The organism is Mesorhizobium sp. L-8-10 (genome assembly GCF_016756635.1).
GTDB lineage: Bacteria > Pseudomonadota > Alphaproteobacteria > Rhizobiales > Rhizobiaceae.
The window spans coordinates 7,209,562-7,228,311 of record NZ_AP023263.1 but is presented as its reverse complement, the minus strand read 5'-3'; the positions used below and the strand labels follow the sequence as shown (position 1 = coordinate 7,228,311).

Annotated in this window: 14 protein-coding genes and 4 pseudogenes; 3 read left to right on the top strand and 15 right to left on the bottom strand. The window is 57.9% G+C overall.

The genetic code is table 11. From position 1 onward, the window contains the following. Positions 1–90: 90 nt before the first annotated feature. Positions 91–2,268: a metallophosphoesterase gene (locus JN280_RS33690; protein ID WP_202308655.1), complete on the bottom strand. Its 2,178-nt coding sequence runs from the start codon at positions 2,266–2,268 to the stop codon at positions 91–93. Between the two features lie 277 nt (positions 2,269–2,545). Between JN280_RS33690 and JN280_RS33685 the strand changes: the two genes are divergently transcribed. Both JN280_RS33685 and JN280_RS33680 read left to right on the top strand, forming a co-directional pair. After that, a complete protein-coding gene (locus JN280_RS33685) occupies positions 2,546–3,715 on the top strand; it encodes a nucleoside triphosphate pyrophosphohydrolase family protein (protein ID WP_202308653.1) in 1,170 nt (389 codons plus the stop codon). Beyond that, positions 3,712–4,386 (top strand): uracil-DNA glycosylase, encoded by a 675-nt coding sequence (locus JN280_RS33680; protein ID WP_202308650.1) that lies wholly within the window; start codon positions 3,712–3,714, stop codon positions 4,384–4,386. The genes JN280_RS33685 and JN280_RS33680 overlap by 4 nt, the downstream gene beginning before the upstream one ends. 11 nt (positions 4,387–4,397) lie before the next feature. Here JN280_RS33680 and JN280_RS33675 read toward each other — a convergent pair whose 3' ends face one another. The 8 genes from JN280_RS33675 to JN280_RS33640 all read right to left on the bottom strand — a co-directional run bounded on the left by JN280_RS33675 (position 4,398) and on the right by JN280_RS33640 (position 10,214). Further along, positions 4,398–5,150, bottom strand: coding sequence for a hypothetical protein (locus tag JN280_RS33675; RefSeq protein WP_202308648.1), 753 nt, complete (start codon positions 5,148–5,150; stop codon positions 4,398–4,400). Then, positions 5,122–5,592 (bottom strand): C1 family peptidase, encoded by a 471-nt coding sequence (locus JN280_RS40180; protein WP_342216202.1) that lies wholly within the window; start codon positions 5,590–5,592, stop codon positions 5,122–5,124. Before JN280_RS40180 ends, JN280_RS33675 begins: the two co-directional genes overlap by 29 nt. A 206-nt stretch (positions 5,593–5,798) precedes the next feature. After that, positions 5,799–6,812 (bottom strand): ImmA/IrrE family metallo-endopeptidase, encoded by a 1,014-nt coding sequence (locus JN280_RS33665; protein WP_202308644.1) that lies wholly within the window; start codon positions 6,810–6,812, stop codon positions 5,799–5,801. A 3-nt stretch (positions 6,813–6,815) separates the two neighbouring features. Further along, on the bottom strand, positions 6,816–7,217 hold the full coding sequence (locus JN280_RS33660; protein ID WP_244742462.1) for a helix-turn-helix domain-containing protein: 402 nt from the start codon (positions 7,215–7,217) through the stop codon (positions 6,816–6,818). Beyond that, entirely contained in the window at positions 7,187–7,528 is a 342-nt protein-coding gene (locus JN280_RS33655; RefSeq protein ID WP_202308642.1) for a hypothetical protein, read from the bottom strand. The genes JN280_RS33660 and JN280_RS33655 overlap by 31 nt, the downstream gene beginning before the upstream one ends. A 106-nt stretch (positions 7,529–7,634) precedes the next feature. Then, positions 7,635–8,966: a hypothetical protein gene (locus JN280_RS33650; RefSeq protein WP_202308640.1), complete on the bottom strand. Its 1,332-nt coding sequence runs from the start codon at positions 8,964–8,966 to the stop codon at positions 7,635–7,637. A gap of 98 nt (positions 8,967–9,064) precedes the next feature. Continuing rightward, positions 9,065–9,715, bottom strand: coding sequence for an Nmad2 family putative nucleotide modification protein (locus tag JN280_RS33645; RefSeq protein WP_202308638.1), 651 nt, complete (start codon positions 9,713–9,715; stop codon positions 9,065–9,067). A gap of 7 nt (positions 9,716–9,722) precedes the next feature. After that, the gene (locus JN280_RS33640) at positions 9,723–10,214 is read right to left on the bottom strand and encodes a TIR domain-containing protein (RefSeq protein WP_202308636.1); all 492 of its coding nucleotides are present in this window, start codon (positions 10,212–10,214) and stop codon (positions 9,723–9,725) included. Positions 10,215–10,348: 134 nt separating this feature from the next. On the opposite strand from JN280_RS33640, the gene JN280_RS33635 reads away from it, so the two are divergent. Then, entirely contained in the window at positions 10,349–12,955 is a 2,607-nt protein-coding gene (locus JN280_RS33635) for a patatin-like phospholipase family protein (protein WP_244742459.1), read from the top strand. 92 nt (positions 12,956–13,047) lie between these two features. On the opposite strand, the gene JN280_RS33630 is transcribed toward JN280_RS33635, so the two are convergent. The 6 genes and pseudogenes from JN280_RS33630 to JN280_RS33605 form a co-directional block, all read right to left on the bottom strand. After that, positions 13,048–13,602, bottom strand: coding sequence for a toll/interleukin-1 receptor domain-containing protein (locus JN280_RS33630; protein WP_202308634.1), 555 nt, complete (start codon positions 13,600–13,602; stop codon positions 13,048–13,050). Positions 13,603–14,169: 567 nt separating this feature from the next. After that, positions 14,170–14,799 (bottom strand): annotated as a pseudogene (locus tag JN280_RS33625) (transketolase family protein); the annotation flags it as partial. Positions 14,800–14,889: 90 nt separating this feature from the next. Beyond that, the gene (locus JN280_RS33620; RefSeq protein WP_202308632.1) at positions 14,890–15,429 is read right to left on the bottom strand and encodes a plasmid pRiA4b ORF-3 family protein; all 540 of its coding nucleotides are present in this window, start codon (positions 15,427–15,429) and stop codon (positions 14,890–14,892) included. Positions 15,430–15,632: 203 nt separating this feature from the next. Next, positions 15,633–16,289 (bottom strand): annotated as a pseudogene (locus JN280_RS33615) (TniB family NTP-binding protein); the annotation flags it as partial. A gap of 1 nt (position 16,290) precedes the next feature. Further along, a pseudogene (locus tag JN280_RS33610) lies at positions 16,291–17,938 on the bottom strand (transposase). A gap of 113 nt (positions 17,939–18,051) precedes the next feature. Further along, positions 18,052–18,674: pseudogene (locus JN280_RS33605) on the bottom strand (IS6 family transposase); the annotation flags it as partial. Between the last annotated feature and the right edge of the window lie 76 nt (positions 18,675–18,750).

Below are 18,750 nucleotides of genomic sequence, written 5' to 3'. Positions count from 1 at the left end.
GCGGTCAGAGGCCAAATGACGAATCCGTCCATACCGATCAGTGAAAACCTGCCATCCGTCAAAAGAGGCTCAGGACTAGAAAACTCGATCTTAGGGCGCAGGTAGCGCACCAACTCGACTGATGGTCATTTCCCTCAGGTCTGCGAGCAAGTCCAATGCGTCCTGTCCCCAACGGTCGAAATCGGATCTCGTTCGAGCGCCCTTCTCGTAGGTTTCATTGGCCCGAGCAAGCCTGAGCAGTACTCGGACGAACTTTGCAAGGCTTTCCTCACCATCCTCATGGATCACCTCGAGGTACGAGCCCAAGTGTTTCAGACCCTCGATGGCTATCGGAAGCCCATCGGGATTATACTCCTTGGCAGCTGCTTCAAGGTCGGCCAACGTTCGGAACCATCCTCGAACCGCGTCGCGCTGTCGACCTACGCGGACGGTACACTGGGCGAGAGCGTTCCCAAGCAAATACAATCGCTCGGGTGCCTGATCGAGCCATCGGTCGATGATTGGCATCGCAACTTGTGTGGGTGATCGCGAATGCGTGCGAGCGTCGCCCGCTATCGTTGTAATTCGTCCTGGCAGGAAGCTAAGTGCCCCACAAATTTCGTGCTGAAGCAGCCGCAACTCAGCAACATTGATTGGCCACCAGCGCGCAAATTCCTGCGCTCTATAAAAGGCGATGGCATCGACGAAGTGCTGTGACCCACTCACATCACGACGCTTGAATTCGACGAGGCAGAACGACGCGAATTCTTCGTTTTGACCGTCCTCGGTAAAATCCCGAAAAGGATCTACGAGGACAGCGAGCGCGCGCGTGCTCGGCTTTTCTCTCAAGAGTTTGATGATCCGTTCGATCTGATTGATTTTGCCACCGAAGCGTCGAAGGCGACTGCCATGGACGAAAGGCATTCGATGTTCGAGCCCTGAACGCTCCAACTGCCACCACGCCACGAGCTCGCTAAGCCACCTTCGCCGGTCCGCGTCTTCCATCGGTTCTGGCAACGGATAGGTGGTTGGCAGAGGAAGTTCCGCCCCGGCTGAGGCCGGCAAGTCGAGATGAACGACAAGCATTCCATTTGCAGCCTCAGCTCCAGCTGCTTCGCATGCTCTCTCGTACACCTCGTCAAGATCTGTCCCCTGAATAAGGGTCGGGCTGCCAGGCATTGTCGATGCGGACCAGAGACGTCGAATGATGGGCGGATGTTCCTTGGCATCCACCCCACCCCTGGGAAGAGAAATTGGCTCGATCGTAACTGAAGGGCTGTTTGGCAAGCCGGTGATCGTAATCAGGCGAAGAGAATCCGCTTCATTTCCCGGCTCGAACGTTGAACCCGAGATCACCAGCGTGCGGTGCTGGCTCTCACCGTCCTGGTCGTAGACGTGGTCAAACTGAACGGCCTGTTCGTGCTTGTGTCCATGGAGTGCGATTGCGATCCGGCGATCGCGCAGAAACGAGCGCAACTGCTCAAGGTTGGATACATCTGCGAACGGTTTTACCTCCTCGCGCAAGCTCGGTGCTCTGAGGTGATGATGCAGAACCGCAATCCGGAGCGGTACCCCCCCAACTGGCCGCGGCGATGTTTCGATCAAGCCGCGCACGACCTCCAGCTGCTGGCTTGAGATTCTTGCCATGTCATAGCGGGCCAGTTCATTCAGTTGGTGGCGAAGCCGAGCTTCTTTTTCCGCATCTCCGCCCGCCATTGTTTCGGATATCTTTTCCCATACGCTCCTAAGAGGCTCCGGCAACGTGGCGTTGACCTGTGACCAATTGCTGGTGTTGATTGGAAAGACCGCCCAGCTCCCGTCTTGTGCCACGAGGCGATGCTCGCCCCCATCCAAGAAACTGTCGTCTACTCCGTCGAGCCATGGCGTCACGCAGCCTGCTTTTCGCCATGCGTCGACGAAATCGGCATATCGTTCGAGTGAACCTGGCTGGCTCCCACGTACGACGTCATGATTGCCGGGCACGGCAACAATGTTGGCCGCTGTCGCTCCGACAGCGGCCAGGTTCTCAAGCAACATATCCAAAAGCAGCTGGTGCCCGCCTGGCCGGCCCTGGTGCTGCGCATCACCCGAAAACAGAACACCGCTCAGTCGACGACCCTCCTTTGCTAGCCTTTCGGACAGCCGCTGCAGCATCAGCCGCAGGGCAGCTTCGCGAGTGTCCTGATAAATGCCGGGGACGCGAACCTTATGGTCGTCACGTGGAAACTCGGTGCCAGCTGACGTCAGGTGCGCGTCCGTTATGTGGAGAAACAAAGCTGTGTTTGGCATGCGACTTCCCCGCAAAATTGACCCATCCGAGAAATCGTAGCCAATTGCATGGTTTCATTTAATCATGATACTGTGTTTTCATGAAACATCCAGTCGCCAACGACGATGTTGATGAACATCTGCAGGTCCAGGTGCCCGCTGTGACCAAGCGGCATCTCGATGTCCGTTCTGCGGAGACCCGGGAGCCAATTAGGGTAATCGTTCTGAGGGCTCTTGAGGCCTATGGAATTCCTGTTCCTAAAGGAGCGATATCCGATCGCCGCAGGAATCGCGTACGATGACCGGCTTGTTTTCCCCTCTTTCGGTAGATGGCTACGCGGCGGAGGCGTTAAAGTCGGACCGCCGTGCAGGCGATGGCACGATGACGTTCCCTCTGTTGGGGTTGTTCGGTGAAGCCGGAAGTCTCCTGAGTGAGGTCAAGAAGAAGCAGCGAGACCGTATCTCCTTTGTCGGATATGCAGCGGCGGTCGTCGAGGAACTGGGCGACGTCCTCTGGTATCTGACGGCCGTTGCCTCCCGGGGTGGAATCGCCTTGGATGACATCGTCCGTCACTCCGCCCCAACTGGCGGGCCGGCCGAAGCCGCCGCGCCCACTCTGTTGTCGTCCCTTCAGCCTGAAATCATGCCGCACCGGGGAGAGCCGACGGCAGCGTTCGAGCGTACGCTGTTAAAGCTCGCCGGCGCCATCGGGGTTTTGGTCGCTGAGTTTGAAGAGGGACGCTTCGATCAAGACAAGCAGTCTTTGAAGCAACGCTTGGCAACTGTTATGGAGGGCCTCGTTCAAGCGGCGAATGAGGCCGGGGTCACGTTGGAGGCTGCGGCGGTAAAAAACCTCGCAAAAATTCGCGACCGATGGCCTGGAGACCCAGTTTATCCTGATCTGCTTGATGCTGGGGCTTTGCTAGAAGAGCAGCTTCATCGGGATCTTCGTGTCGAAATCTTTGAGCGTGAGGTACGAGACCGCACCTACGTCTTCCAACGATGCAATGGAATCAACATTGGCGACCGGCTCACCGACAATGCCATGACCGCTGACGACTATCGCTTCCACGACGTCTTTCACTATGCGTATGTGGCTGTCCTGGGATGGTCGCCGGTGATCCGCGCATTGTTCCGCCTAAAGCGTAAGAGCGCGGCCAAAGTCGACGAAGCGCAGGACGGCGCCCGAGCGATCCTGATCGAAGAGGGGATAACAACCTGGATATTCGGCCAGGCTGTGAACCTTGATCTCTTTGCCGGGATGAATCGGGGCGATTTGCCGTTCGACCTAATGAAGCACATACGTCAATTCGTCGCAGGCTATGAGCCAGAACAAACGCCGTTGTGGCTCTGGGAAGAGGCTATCCTTCAAGGGTATGAGGCGTTCCGCTACCTCCGCCAGCATCGCCGGGGGGTTCTTCACATTGACGCCGGCCAGCGGCGGCTCAGCATCGAGGCTCTCCCTTGAAAACACCGCGCGATTTCGTTGCTGCTTTGGCAGAACTGGACTTGCCGGATGTGTTCAATCCGTATCGCGACTGTTGCCCGGTTCATGATCGTTCAGATGCATCGCGTCTGCGAACAGCGAATTTCGTCCAATGCCTCGAAGCCGCGTTGGATGCGCGAGTCGATACGATCTGGATCGCACGTGATCTTGGGTATCGGGGAGGTCGCCGGACAGGTGTGCCACTAACCGACGAGGTCCATCTGAGCGATGCAGGGCAGCTGCTCGGAGGCGTTTCGCTCCGACGGGCAACACGCGGCCCTGTTGTTGCGGAACGAACTGCAGCCATCGTTTGGCGGATGTTGACGCGGATTTCCGAGCCAGTTGTTCTGTGGAATGTTTTCCCGCTTCATCCCCACGAGTCTGGGGACCCGTTCTCAAACCGTTGTCACACTCGCAAGGAGCGGGACACTGCTTGGCCGTTTCTCATCGCGCTCATTGAAATGATCCGGCCGAGACGGATGGTGGCTATCGGGCGCGACGCTGGCGCTGCCTTGGTTGACTTTGAGATACCCGTTATTACGGTCCGTCATCCAAGCTACGGCGGCCAGTCCGACTTTATCGCGGGCCTACAAACGATCTATGGTCTCAACGAAGGCCCTATCGAAAATCGCACTCTCGAGCTTCCGTTCTGATAGACTCTATGTCACGCTTGGTCGAAGTTGGTGAGCAGAAGTTCAATATCGGACCGTTTACTCTGGCCTGGCTGATCGATTTCCGCGTGCGTGGAGATCACCGTGAGATTTCCGACCGCGACCCCGCTCTCCCGTCCAACAAAATTCATGAGTCGGCCGAGGCCAACGAGGTTTCCAAGAAGCTTCTCAATATAAAAGTGGTTTCTGTACATTACAGTAAGCGATAGTACTTTCGGCGTCGCAGGAACGAGCTTGAAACTTAAGAAGCTCAAGCACTGGCCTCCGTATGGCGATCCATCAATATCACGCAGCGGGTCGAAGATCACGAGTTCGAATTTGTTGAGCGCCTTGACGTTTGGATCGCGAATCCTCTGTACCACGTCCCACAGAGGATTCGGAAGATTGTTGCTTGCTCCGGGCAACTGCATCATTCGCTCGAAGTAGTAGCCTGACCAGCGCTCGTTTCGTCGAACTTTCCCAAGAACCTTCTCTTTGAAGACGTCAAAGAATGCAGGCGCGCCGTATCGAAAATAGAGGCTTTGCGGAAAAATCGTGTTAGCGACGGTCTCGACGGACTTTCCGGAGTTGGACAGAAAGCTTTCTACGACAGCTACCTTTGGATTTTGGCGATCGGCCCTAACCACTGGATCAGCGATGTCGATCACAACGTTGTAGGCAGTGTGGCCTGGCCGCCCGTCTACAGCTCTGACGGCCTCGCGCCAGGCAGTGGCGCAATCAGGTTGTTGTGGGATGGGCAGGTACATGCACTTCCTCCAGCAGTTCCGCTGAGCCAAACAGACGGGCCGCCAGATACGGCTCCGTGAGCCACGCGTAGCCATCCAGTCCCCATCGGGGGCCCCAGCTGTTGCGGATAAGGATCGAGCGATGGTTGTCAATTGTGCCGTGGCCAACTGCGATCACGGCGTGGCGCCTATCTCGCTCGGGCTGCTCCCCAGATGCAGGCTGCACAAAGCCCTCTTGAGAAGGTCGATAAAACGCGGCTGACAACATCATCATTATAAGGACGGGGCGCCCGTCATCGAGCAGCCGGATGATGTCGTCGACTGTCGGGTGAGAGGACCTTCCATTACGGGCAAATAATGACCCTATGCCCGCAGGAGGGGACCACTCTGATCCAGGCGTTTCGCTGAGATAGGGCCATCCAGCTTCCTCTGGTTGGCCCGCTTCACGAAGCGCGTCCAACATGGACGACAATCGTGCGCCGCTGTCGGGCGGTAGGTTGGCCCGCTTCTGTGCCTGATAAAAAAGATATTCGCAGGACAGAGGGCTCCAACCTTCACGAATTGCAGCATGGGTGTCACTCGCCGCAAAGGCCAAACAAGTTGGTCTGGGTCCTTGGTTGCGAGATGGGCCAAATATGGCGCGTAGGTCTTTCAGAGCAATAACGCCAGTCATGCCGCCTCTAGCAGAATTCGGCGTTCCGCTCGTGAGAGGCCTTCTTCCTCCGGTCCCGTGAGATCGAACTCGACCTCCAACTTGCTTAGAGGAGTTTCGTCCGGCTCCCAGGGCCGCCGCTCGTTAATCGCCATCTGGCCGCGGTAAGAGTTGTATGGCTGCGCAGTGACACGGCGGACAACCGGGCCGCCGATGGCGGTAGCGTCCAACGCCACGACTTCATCGCGCACGACCGCAAAGCCGCTGGCTTTGAGCTCGTCGATGTCCCAAAGATAGCCGCCGCCGCTGTGTTCTTTCAGCCGAAGGACGAACAGATCGTTCCGGCTTCCGTCGATGCGAGTACCGGCATCGCGCTCTGTGAGAAGCCACACATCACCGCGATAGTTTTCCGGTCGATAGGTGGACAGAAGGGCGGCTTTCAACTCGCGAGGCTGAGTTTGAAGAAGCTCGCGCGCTTGCTTCGCCTCTAGCAAATTATTGCGAGCGAGCGTCCAACAGGTTGCCTCGTAACTTGCCCCAATCCGTAGAGCGAGTTGATAGACGGCGCTCGGTTTTCGAAAAGTGTCGATAGTCCAACCTTGCCTGGAAGCGTGCCAACCAATAAGCCAACGCGGGAGCATGAATGCGCTCCCAAAGGCGTCCGCCTCTACTTCCTGGAGGTCACCGGCGGGCGCCGATGATGCCGGCATCCGCCGAAGAATGCTCTCGTCATCGAGACTTGGCTCGTGCCGCATAATGAAATGACCCAATTCGTGAGCAGCTGTAAATCGTTGAATGCTCATCGGCCGCTGGGTTGTTACGAGCACGCCGTGGCTGGGCCGGTTCAGATATGCACCGAGGAGCCCCTGCAGGGGTCGGAGCAGCAGCGGCAGGTCTACGGCCTGGATCGCTGCGAAAACGTCTACATTGCCCCCACGCGCCTCGATCGCGTCACGCAGATCGAGATCGAGATGCACGCGTGCCGCAGCCATAGTGCCCGCTCGCACGGCATTGGCGTAGGGAGTCGCCATCGATCAGCCTCGAGCGGATTGGGAACGAGCCCGCAGGTATTCCGCAAATCGCCCGAGTTCCAGACGATCCTGCTGAGACAGGTCCGCCGCCCGTCTCGCTAAATGAGCAACGTCCACCGGAAGGTCAGCCACTGCCTCGTCCTCACCAGTGAAATACCCGATCGGCTGACGGTACAGTTTAGCCAGCCGTGTCAGCTCGATTGCTTCCACTCTGCGTTGCCCATTCTCGATGTCTGTAAGAGCTGTTCGTGGAATCCCCAAGTATTGTGCAACCTCCTCTTGCTTCAATCCGAGGTATTTGCGGGATTCACGGAGCCGCTCACCCAGCCGTCGACGATCCTCGTCGTCAGAATCATGCTTGATAGCCGCGTTGGTCATGATTTTACTCCGTTTTTCTTCTTCCATTTGGCCTCGATTTGGGGAATTAGCTCCGCTATGGCTTTGTCCACAGAATCATAACCACCGGTTCGCACCACACTGTCGGGCAACTCAAAACCAACTATACCTTCAACGACGGTAAGCGTGGCTACCGCCACAAGCGAGTCCACCGGAACTGGCGCTTGACAAATTCCGGCGGCATCAGACGGAAGCGTCATACCCTTCATCGCAGCCTCGGTCTTGACCACTTCAACTAGTTCTTGGCGAAGGGCGGCTTCTACCTGGGCAGTCGGAAAGACCGCCACGGCCGGAGGTGATACGAAGACAGTTGCACTCATGCGTAAAGCCTCCGTGTCGTTCGGGGACATGGCCACATTATAATGTCGGAAAATCAGACTTTCAAGCTGTTAATTGGCTTAACGCGTCGTCCATTCGCCAAGCCGCTTAAGTCAGGTCGCGATAGTCATCGTGTTGCGGGTCGAACGGCAGGAAAGAAATGTTCGGCGCAGGCAGGGGAGCACCGATAGCTGCTGCGTAATCTTGATCAGGGAGATGCACAAGGAAGGGCGCTGCGTTGGCGACGCTAATTGGGAACGTAGGCTTCATATTGGGAATCGCAAACGCCGGCGTTCCCAGGTAGCCGTCTCGCAAAACAACAGCACCAAGCCCAGTAACATACGTAGCGTTGACGTGCGCGGCGCCGTAGTGTTCGAACAGCGCGTAAGACAGAACAGCTGCTCTTCGGCGCACATGCGGAAGCATTAAGTCGGCGGCTTCGATCCCATGCTCTTGGATGGCAATGAAAGCTGGTCGTTGCGCCGAGAATTGGTCCGCAGCCTTGCGCATCGCTCCCAACATTGGTTTGGAGGTGTCGTCTTCACGCTCGCTTCGCATCACGACCAGGCATCCACTGTCCTCGTTAACCCCACCCGACACATGAATGTTGGGCCCAAATTCTGCACAACACGCCTTGAAGAGAGCTTTCTGGTCGCTGAATGGAGCGCGCGCGAGGAATTCAGCGCAAGGCCTACGCTCCAACCTAAAATCCGGGCCTTCGACAATTGAAGGAGAGCCGTCCTGCAGCAGAATGGACGCGGTAGCTTGGAAAAGACGCGTTTGGTGGGCTGTGTTCGAAGCTAATCGAGACGCCAGAGAAACAATCACCACTTCCTGCCGCTTCAAATCCGCATATTTGGTCAAAACCGGCGCGATCGTCTCCATAAAGCGGTAGAAATCTTTGCGATGGATCTGCCTGCCGGCATCCGCTGAGAGACTCTTGCACTCCACCTCGGCGGCAAAAGTCCCACGGCTGAAGAGCAGGTCGAACCGAGCCGTACCTTCCATGTCGGGAAACTGGACATCATAACCGTGGTCCATAAGGCGCTGAGCGAGGTCAAGTTCAAGATACAGGGATGCGAAGCCTGTCTCTGCCTTGATAGCGTCTCGCAAACGGCCCTCCAAAACCAGTTTACCGGCAGGGGATAGCTGCGAGTAAACTTCCACTGTGGTGGCTGCGAAATTGAGGGCGGCCAAAATCAATCGATCGATAAGCTCCGGCAGCAGACGGCCTTCCTTCTCGAGGACGTCAGCCTGGAACCCGATCGCCATCTCCAACCAATGGTAGTCAGCTACGATCTTCCAACTAAAGAATGACTTTCGTTGATCGATTTCCAACTGATCAAGGCGTTTGAACCAACGGTCACGGCCGACCACCTCAATGAAGCGATTGATGTATCCGCCGAGTTCATTCAGCGCAGACGGCAGTTTCGCGAGCATGTTGAAGCATCCGAGAGAGTTCCTGGCGAAGAGGTCGGCGCGCCGACCTCACAGTCGCCTCGGTCAGATTACGATCGGCGCCGCATACGCTCGTTATTCTATTCTATGACTTTGTCCATGCGTTGCGAGTAGCGCGAGCTGCTCTTCATAAACTGATAAGGATCACTAATAACCGTGTTCTGTTGCCCCTTGTATTGTTCTTGTATCCAGTCCAGCAATGGCGTGGCTTCGACCTGGGTAAATTTCCGATGTCCTCGTCCATTACTATACTGAAGCTGATCGAGAATCTCTTGCGGAATGGGGGGTGCCGCATCGCCGAAATAGAAGAAGTTGCGAGAAATCAATACCCGGTCCGCCTGGGTATCGTTCTTGATATTCGACGGTTCTGGGCTACCGTCGATCTGGCTGTGATGAGAATCCTCCTGGACCCAAGCGATCGTCCCGGCCGGCCGATGATAAATATTGTCACCCATAATCGTTACCCGACTGCCGTTGCGAACCGGTCGTTTGCAGCGATACTCGGGATGATCCCAGTATGCATTAAAGGTGAGCGTCTCGGTCACCTGCATGAGGTAGATGCATCGTCCGACCGCATTTAGTTTTGCTCCGCCCATGCCAATAATCCAATCACCGATCTTGGCTTTGCGACGAATCGTCGGTTTACATGTGGCCAGAGTGCATACGCCGTGAAAAGGGTTCGGTGCAAAGCCGAAGTCTCTTGCGACCACGTACATATAGAGGTCGGGCATTGGTCGTTTAGCACCGCGACGGTGGCGCGGTGTGAACAGGTTCGCGCGGAGTTCTGCTTCCTGGATCCTCGAACGGGTTGTCTTTGCCCTCGATGGCATCGATGATGCTGTCCGAATTCCAGTTCACGAGCGTGCTCCCATACTGCTCGAATGCCGGCGGGATGTCGGCTTTCGTCCCTCCGTGCGCATAAACACCCACGATCCGCTTTCCCAATTCCTTTGCCTTGCGGATTTCCCAATCTACCCAGGGGCGTTTATGCGTCTGCTTGCCGATCAGGACAACCACAGCACCGGCCCACGACATCTTCATCCGTAGCAGCCGTTTCAGCGTGCGCTCTGGAATTTTTCCAGCGTCGAGGCGGGCCTGGTTGGTGGGCTTAGCTCGGATCGAACTGTTACGGATCTCGAAACCGTTGCGACCGAGCAATTTGGTCAGCTTAGTAACGTGGTCATCGTCAGCATGATGATGGCTGATAAATACGTGCCGGCGCTTCGACATTTTCAACTTTCCTGGAGAGCTCAGCGAGCCCCTTCAAATTGTGTCACATTGTGTAATGAGTCGGGTACAAACGCTAGCAATCCGTCAGGCAAGGAAGACGTTCTGACGCCTATAAATAGATGGGATCGACAACTTTGGCAGGCAAGAGCACGGAGACCTGGGAAAAGAAAATACGCCCGGCGCTTTCGACGAGCGCGGTGTTTGATGAGGCGTTCTTCAAGGACCATGGCGAACGTCTTTGGACGCCGAACGAACAGGACCGCTCTGCTGCCCTGTCGCTGCACATCGAACTTGTCTCGCGGGTCGCCACACACCGTCTCGACTACAGCCAAGGAGTCGAGGAGAGCGCGCTGAAGAGCATTTTTGGGCTGTTCGGAAAGACCAGGACCTTCTGCTCGGAAAACCTCGGCTGCAGCACCTTCGAAATTTTCGCTTGGCATATACTGAACGCAAACGTTCGCCCCTTTACCGCCCGCTGGCACCCCATCAGCCAGTCGGGCGGGCTCCGCGCACTCGACACCAGCGACGAGTTCCGTGCGGAACTGGAACTTGTGCAGAAGGCTCTGCTCGAGCTGGATACGGCGTTGCAGTTGATCGCCGCCTATAGCGGCTATTCGACCCCGCGAGAGTCGAATCCCTCCCACGCAGCTATTGATGAGGAGATGCTATCAATTCCTGGGTGGCGTCCGATGGGATTTCTCGATGGCAGCGACAAGCTGGCATCGCGAGAGCGGGATCTAATCCTTGTCCGGCGACGGCACTATAGTTTCGACCCGGAGCGCGGTTGGGCGGCAGGCGTGGCACTGTCCGGCGGCGGCATCAGGAGCGCAACATTTGCAATCGGCGTGCTGGCTGCCTTGGCCCGCAGAAATCTTCTGCCGCAGTTCGATTATATCTCCAGCGTCTCCGGCGGCGGATACGCCGCCGGGTTCCTGACGCAGCTGCTAGCAGGAAAGGACGAAGACCCCAACTTTGGATTGGAGGCCCACAAGCAGCCCTTCGTGCGCGATGAGGGCGAATCCCGTATCCTCAGAAAGGTGCGTAACGGGGCCAGTTACCTGTCGGGCTCGTTTGTCGAGCGCGCGGCGCTCGCAGCGATCCAGGCGCATGGCATGTTCATGAACCTGCTAGTCGTCACCCTGTTGACGGCGGTTTTTGCCTACGCTGAATTTGCCGTCCGTTACGCCACGCCGTGGACTACGACGGACGCCTTCTCGCTATTCCTGCCGGTCGTCGCGATCGGCGGTCTTGTGATTACGCGATTGGCGCGCAAGACATTTTATCACGAGGACAAACCGTCCTATCTGATGACGTTTTTTGGTGGTCTTTTTCTTTTGCTCCCCACGATGTTCGTCCTTCATTTTTTTCACGCCGGCGTGCGGTTTCTCGCGAACTTCGTGCTTGGCGTGCAGACCAGCCCTGCCGCTCCGATTACCCTGATTGCCATTCTGGCCTGGCTCGCATTGACCATTTCTGGTTTCGTCGCCGTCGGAGCGATCGTGTCGCAATTCAATCGCCTGCGCCCGGCCTTGCTGACGACGATATCGGCGATCTTTCTGCTCGTGGCACAGTCGCTGTTCTATAACTTCTTTGCCGACATCGGCCCAGCGGCCGCCACGGTGTGGGCAGCGGCGGCGATTGTCACACTTCTTATTCTGTGGCTCGTTATCGATATCAACGTCGCCTCCTTGCATCATTACTATCGTTTCAAGCTGTCGAAGGCATTCCTGCTTAAGCCATCCTGCGATCCGGCAGAACCGATGAACTTGAGCACGTTCGACGCCCGTCGGGCCTTGTTTCCCATCATCAACTGCGCGCTGAATGTCCCGAGCTCCAGCGATCCGGTGATGCGCGGGCGGCTCTCGGACGTTTTCGCGATCACGCCTGTGGCGGCCGGGGCGCGCGTTCTTGGCTATTTTGAAACCGATAGCTGGGAGCGGTCCAACACCAATCTTGATCTGGGATCCACCATCGCTTTGTCAGGCGCCGCCGTCTCGCCGCAAATGGGTTTGCGCACAAAGCGTTACGCAAGCTTCTGGTTGACCGTCCTCAACCTTCGGCTGGGCATCTGGCTGAGAAGGCCCGGCAAATCTCCGGCAGCGCCAGGTTTGTGGTACCTGCTGAAGGAAATGACTGCCACGGCTGACGAACGCGGAGCATTCCTCAACATTTCCGACGGCGGTCACATAGAGAACCTCGGAGTCTATGAGCTTATGAAGCGTCGCTGTCGTTTTATCGTGGCTATCGACGGTGAGAACGACCCGACGATGACATTCCACGCGCTGACGAACCTGCAGCGGCTTGCCTACATCGATTTCGGGATTACCCTAGATGTGAACCTGGATGATCTCCGGCTCGGAGAAGCTGGCTACAGCCGGTCGCACTTTCAGCTCTGCCGAATTCTCTATCCCCAAGGCCCAGACGATTCACCACTTGAGGTCGGCTACCTGTTGTATATGAAGCTTTCGCTGACCGGAAACGAGGGCGAATATCTCAAGCGTTTTAAGCTCGATGAGCCGACGTTTCCCCATCATTCGACCGCGGACCAATTCTTTTCCGAAACTCAGTTCGAAGCATACCGATCCCTTGGCGAGCACATTGGGGAAAAGATGTTTCTGCCCGCCATCACGGGTCCGTTAGACCAAACCAATGTCCAATTAGAGGAGTGGTTTCGCTGTCTAGGCCACAGCATGTTGCGGCCAGTCTTTACTGACGAACGTGCCCCGCAGACGGCGCGGTAATATGGTGATTGTGCACCGGAATTCACGCTTCGTTGCTGGAAGCGGAGATTGCGATCAAATTGCAAATTGCGGAGCGAACTCGTAGGTGTGTTTCACGAGCCACGTAGCCATTTCCCAAGTTGGGTCGCGGTGTTCGTAGTCTGATTCCATACCATCCATACCGGCTCGTTGTAGCCCGTAAGTTTTCCCCATACGATTCGCCGGTAGAGGCCGAGATATTCCCACGAGGCCCATTCCATGTCTTTTGCGTCATCGGCCGATGGAAAGATCGCGATCTCGTTTAGTCCTTTATAGCCATCCGCGACGCCAAGTTCCCATGGCACCCAGCGGCTGTCTTTGCTGTTCTTACTGGTCAGCAGCACGAATCGGTAAGTTTGGCGAATGCGCGACTTCAGCAATTTGGCGGTCTCGTCCGATGTGTACGGCGGCATCTCTGGATCGACCTTATCGGTGTAAATTTTACCACCGTGGTTTTCGAGTACGATCGTGGCACCGACGACCAGATCATCATCCTTGCTTGAGTGAGACAGGAACGTCGATCCTTCCAGCGGGCGGGTCGACGCGGTCTTGCGGACTGCTGCCTGCTCGGTCAGCGTCTTCTTTGCAGCGAAGCCGCGGAGTTCGGCACGAGTTACAAATTCCGGCATGCTAGCCTGTCCTAAGCGAAACGCTGCCCTTTTCAGCACGTCTGTGCGCCAAACAAAATCGCCCCCGAGGCATATCACTTGTAGAGAGTATTGAAGCGATGGTCCGTAAAGCGGTCGCTTTATGAATCCTCTTTGGAAGCGCCCGTCCTATTAAACGAGTAATGTTCGCTATTTGTGCTGAAAAAGTCGCATAAAAGGCAGTGTGGAACTTCAGTGCTGCCTCGGCTGCCCTGCGCGCTCGACGATTTGGTCGATCTGTCATCGCCGAACTACAGCGGGGGCGGCCCCGTCCATAGCGTGCTGTCTTGCGATTGGTCGAGCTCGCCAAGAACATGCGAAGGGAGTACAAGACCGGGATGCGCGAGGGGAGCGTTGCTTCACGAGCCATGCTCGCCTGGCTGACGCGCGATCGCTTGCCGGAGAAAGCGTCGCAGGAGCGACGCGTCAGGGAGCATTCCCGGCGCTGACCATGCCGCGGATCGCCTTCACGCTAGAAACCGCGTTTCAGGGGCACATTGGCACCATAGGGTCAGACCCCAAGCCTGGTTACGCGTCAGGACCTCGTATCTATTTCACCCACTTGCGTACGCGGTGCACGATCTCTGATGTTGAGATCCCGTAGCGGTCGTGAAGTGTCGGTAGCGCGCCGGCGTCGAGAAGTTCGTCGGGCAGTGCGATCTGGCGGAAGACAGGGGTCACGCCCTCGCGCATCAGCAGGCCAGCGACACCTTCGCCCAACCCGCCGATCATCGTGTGGTTCTCCGCAACGACCACCATCCGTCCAGCCCGGCGCGCGGCGGCAAGGATTGCGTCCGTATCGAGCGGCTTGATGGTCGGCACGTGCAGCACCGCGCAGTCGATGCGGTTCGCTTCAAGCGCCTTCGCGGCCTCCAGCACGCGCATGGTCATCAGCCCGCTGGAAATGAACAGCACATCCGCACCGTCGCGCAGCAGCCGCGCCTTGCCGATCTGGAATGTGTAATCATATTCGTCGAGCACGACGGGGACCTTGCCCCGCAACAGCCGCATGTAGACCGGCCCCTTGTAGTCCGCGATCGCCTCCGTGGCCTGTTCGATGTCGAGCGCGTCGCATGGATCGATGATCGTCAGGTTCGGCATGCCGCGGAAAATCGCGATGTCTTCCGTCGCCTGGTGGCTGGGGCCGTAGCCGGTGGTCAATCCCGGTAGCTGCGCGATCGGGCCTGCGGCCCCAGCCTTGACCGTCACTGCGCGCGGCAGCCAGAGCGAAATAGGTCGGGACGAGGAGATGGTCGCCAATCGGCCGAACTAGGAGATGGTCGAAATGAAGTAGGAGCTGGCTTGACAATCATCGCCCCATACAAGTGTAGCTCGGCCTTTGATCCGAAACAGCAATTCCTGTAATTCCCAAGCGCGGTCCGGATCATCGAGGACCGCAAGGGACCGGGTGTCGCCGATTTCCGTGATGAATTCCAATGCTGTGGCGAGATCCTCATGGAGGTCAGGCCCGAGCGCCTCGTCCCTCTGCCACATCCAGGCTTCCGGTCCACCACAATCCTCAGGCGGACAGTTGCCGTCGCCGCCCGTACACGCCGGATAGTGAGCTCCGGGTTTGACAGGCCGGCGCTGCTCTAGCCGGACCTCGTGCTCCCAAGGGAAGTTGAGGTCGTACTCGTACAGGAACCGGCTGCCGTTACGCAGTTGCAAATTGCCAAGTGGGATAGCCGGAAAGCGGGCACCCGCCTCCCACGAGCCGTACCGCACCGTGTGAATGACGAACTGGTAAAGGTGTATGCCTTCCCATCCCATCGCGACCTGAAGGACGCCATGAAACTCGCGTAGCGTCATCGTCGAACCTGAACCCTACGCCACACCATGGGGCTCACGTCCTTCAGCCAGATGCGGAATTGCAGGATGGAAATCTCATCCTCCGAGGCTGCCGCCTCTCCGGCAGTTTTCGTCGCTGCCCGTTTTGCCCTTTTCATATCCGCCGGCCCCGTCAAAATTCAACGGTGACGACATACTTCGTTCCAGCCCGCCCCACAAATCCTCATGCTCCCTTCGAGACTGTCGAGCAGCGCAAGAAGCTCCTCGTCATATTGCCATCGCGGTACTACATGCAGATCGAAACGGGTCGCCATTTCCGCGGTCTGGTTGATGAAATCGTAGACGGCGACCTCCCCGATCAGAACCGGCGAAATGTCGAACTGGCGGCCGATTCTCCTCAGCAACGAAAGAACCGCCTCGACGTCGCGGGCCCTGCCACGCAGCGCATTGTGGAATTCGTCGAAGATCAGAATCCTCGGTTTCAGGCTGTCGAGCAGGTGATCGATTTGCGCGGCCTTGCGACCGACATCCCGGCTGCTGCCGGTTGGAGCGCGCAGCGCCTGCAGGATGCTTTCGTAGAAATGGGCCAGGCCGGCGCCCTCGTGCGTCTGCACCACCCACACCCGCTGTTGCTCCGTCGCTCTCAGGTGCCCGACGGCAAACCGTTCGGCGATGATCGTCTTGCCATTGGCGTAGGGCCCGACCAGCATCAGCCCTTTGGTCCGCAGCGCTGGCGGCCGGGCCAGCAACGCGGTAAGACGTTCATGCGCCTGGATAGCAATCTGATGACCGATCCATCGCGGCGCCTGGATATAGGCGATCCGCTCTTCCACGCTGCGGTCGAGATACGGACGGACATGATCGAGCAGATGGTCAGCCACGTCACCAATCCTCGACCGGCAGTCGGCGTTTCCGGCGTGCGGGATGCTCGGCAGGCTCCGATGTCGCCGGACGCATCGCATCATAGGGCTTGGGCGCCTGGGTAGCGTGAGTCTTGCGCACGGCATTGCGCAGCTCGATTCTCGACGGCTTTTGTCGAGCGCCGATCTCCGCGATCTGCCGGCGCAGCGTCACCTTCTCAACATCCGTTCGCGCATTCGCGGCCCGCCGCCGCCAGCGGTCAGCGTCGTGTTCCCACAACGTCGTGGGAGCGACCGTTCCGTCGCGCCGCCCTACGGGTCGGAACTCACGGGTCTCCGGATCCAGGATGTAGATGTGACTGATGTCGCGAGGATCATATCGCAGATCGAGCTTGCCGAGCCGGTCGCGTTGCGGCACCAGTGCTCCCAGCCAGGGCGAGTAGTAGTCGAGCGCGAACATGCTGACACCTTGTGGCGACAGGCGCCTTTCAGATCCAGGCATGAATGCCAGCAGGATCCGCAGGGGCTCATCGTCGAAGCAGGCAAGACCGCGCCTGCCGTTCCCATTCTGTCGCGGGTACCGTCAATGTCCGCGCGTTTTCCTGCAGGTTGTGGTCAATCACGGCGAGTGTGATGCATCGCTCGAGATCGGCGAAGCTGAGACGGGCTCGTCGCTCAGCAGGATATTGGTCGCGGTCCGCCACTGAGCGCCCGGTCGAACCGGGCTGCGTTGCAAGAACGGCGTTGAGTTTCCCGAGCAGCCTTTCGACCACGCCGCCCTGGTGGACGCGGCCGCGGTCCCGGTATCGGATGCGAATCCCATAGTCCTCGCACCCACGCCGGAAGGCGCTTCCTTTGAACTCCTTGGCGGAGTCGGTGACAAGCGATCGCGGTCGACCGAATATCGGCCATCCATGTTCGATGTCGCGCGCAGCCAACCACGGTTCCTTCGGACACATGGCCTGCGCCAGGCAGAGCGCGACCGACAGCGCCGACGGTTTTTCCAGGGTTAGGCAGAAGCCGAGAATGCAGCGCGTTGCCACGTCGGTGACGATCGTGAGATATGCCCGGCCGACAAAGGTTCCGTCGTCAACGACCTCCACGAAATTTATGTCGGTCGGCGTGTGATCGATCTGGCAGACATCGAGCGGGCGCGCCGCGTGGATGTATCCCGGCCGCGGCTTGAGCCGATGGAGGTGCTTTGGGTTCGCGGATCGCTTCTTGGCGATCTCCTCAGGACTGAACAGCATGGCTATGCGGCGGGCCATAGTGAGGTAGGACGGAGGAGCCAGGCCTGCCTCCTCGCAGCGGGCGCGGATCTCGGCCACGACAGGGGCGAGCGGCGGAGCCTCCAGCACCAGCCATTGCTTTCGCAGTGTTGCCGCGATGATCTTCTCGATGTCCTGCTCAAGACGCTTCTTCCGCGCTCCGTCGCGCCGGGGCAGAAGCGACGTCACCGTCCGATCGATATGGTAGCGCGCCAGCAGATTGTAGACCTGTCGAGTCGAGAGACGCAGCTCGGCGGCCGCGCGTACGATTGCCGCACGGCGGAGACCCGAACCGTCGAGAATCCTGTCCAGTTCGCGCGCGATACGACGTGCGGCCAACCATGCTTCATCGGAGTATGACGCGGCGGTAGCCGGTTTTCGGTTGTGCAATAGGTTTGGCAAAATTGAGCAGCAGTGAAATCGTTAGCGAAGAATCGTGCCCTTCGTAGCGTCTAAACCTAAACAACACATGACATTTCGACGTTTGAAATCGGGAAGTAAAAGCGACAATCGTGGCGGGGAACGTTAAACAGGTTGGCGATCGGGTCGTGTACGGAAACGAAAGGCTGAAGATGTCGCGCTGACTTGAAGCGCTTCATGATCCTCTCCCGCCGCGGGCCGGGTTGATGAGAGTTCTCCGCCCGATTGTTCGGGCCCTGTGCGAGCGATGCTCGACGCTTGGCATGATCTCCCGCTTCGCCGCACCGTAGGATCGAAGCTTGTCGGTGATCATCACACGCGGCGAACGGCCTTGGCCTTCAGAAGCTTTCGCATCAAGCGCTTTGCCGCCTTGACATTGCGACGGCTTTGCACCGACACGTCGAGAACAAACCCGTCCTGATCAACGGCGCGCCAAAGCCAGTGTTTCTTTCCACCGATGGTGATGGCAACTTCATCGAGATGCCATGTGTCGCCGAGCTTGCCGGCCGATCACTTCCGGATATCATTTGGCAAAGTGTCTGCCAAATTTTTCAGCCCAAAGTCGCACGGTCTGGCGAGAGACGATGACGCCACGAGCTGCCGGCATATCCTCGACCATCCGCAGGCTGAGCGGAAACCGGAAATAGAGCCAAACGGCACGGGCAATCACCTGCGCCGGAAATCGGTGGCGACGATAATCACGGGAAAATCTGGTCATGCCGCCAGATCCCACATTTTGATCGATGCCCGGTTAACGTTACGGTGCCCGTCAGCTTGTCGTAAGCCAACCCGCC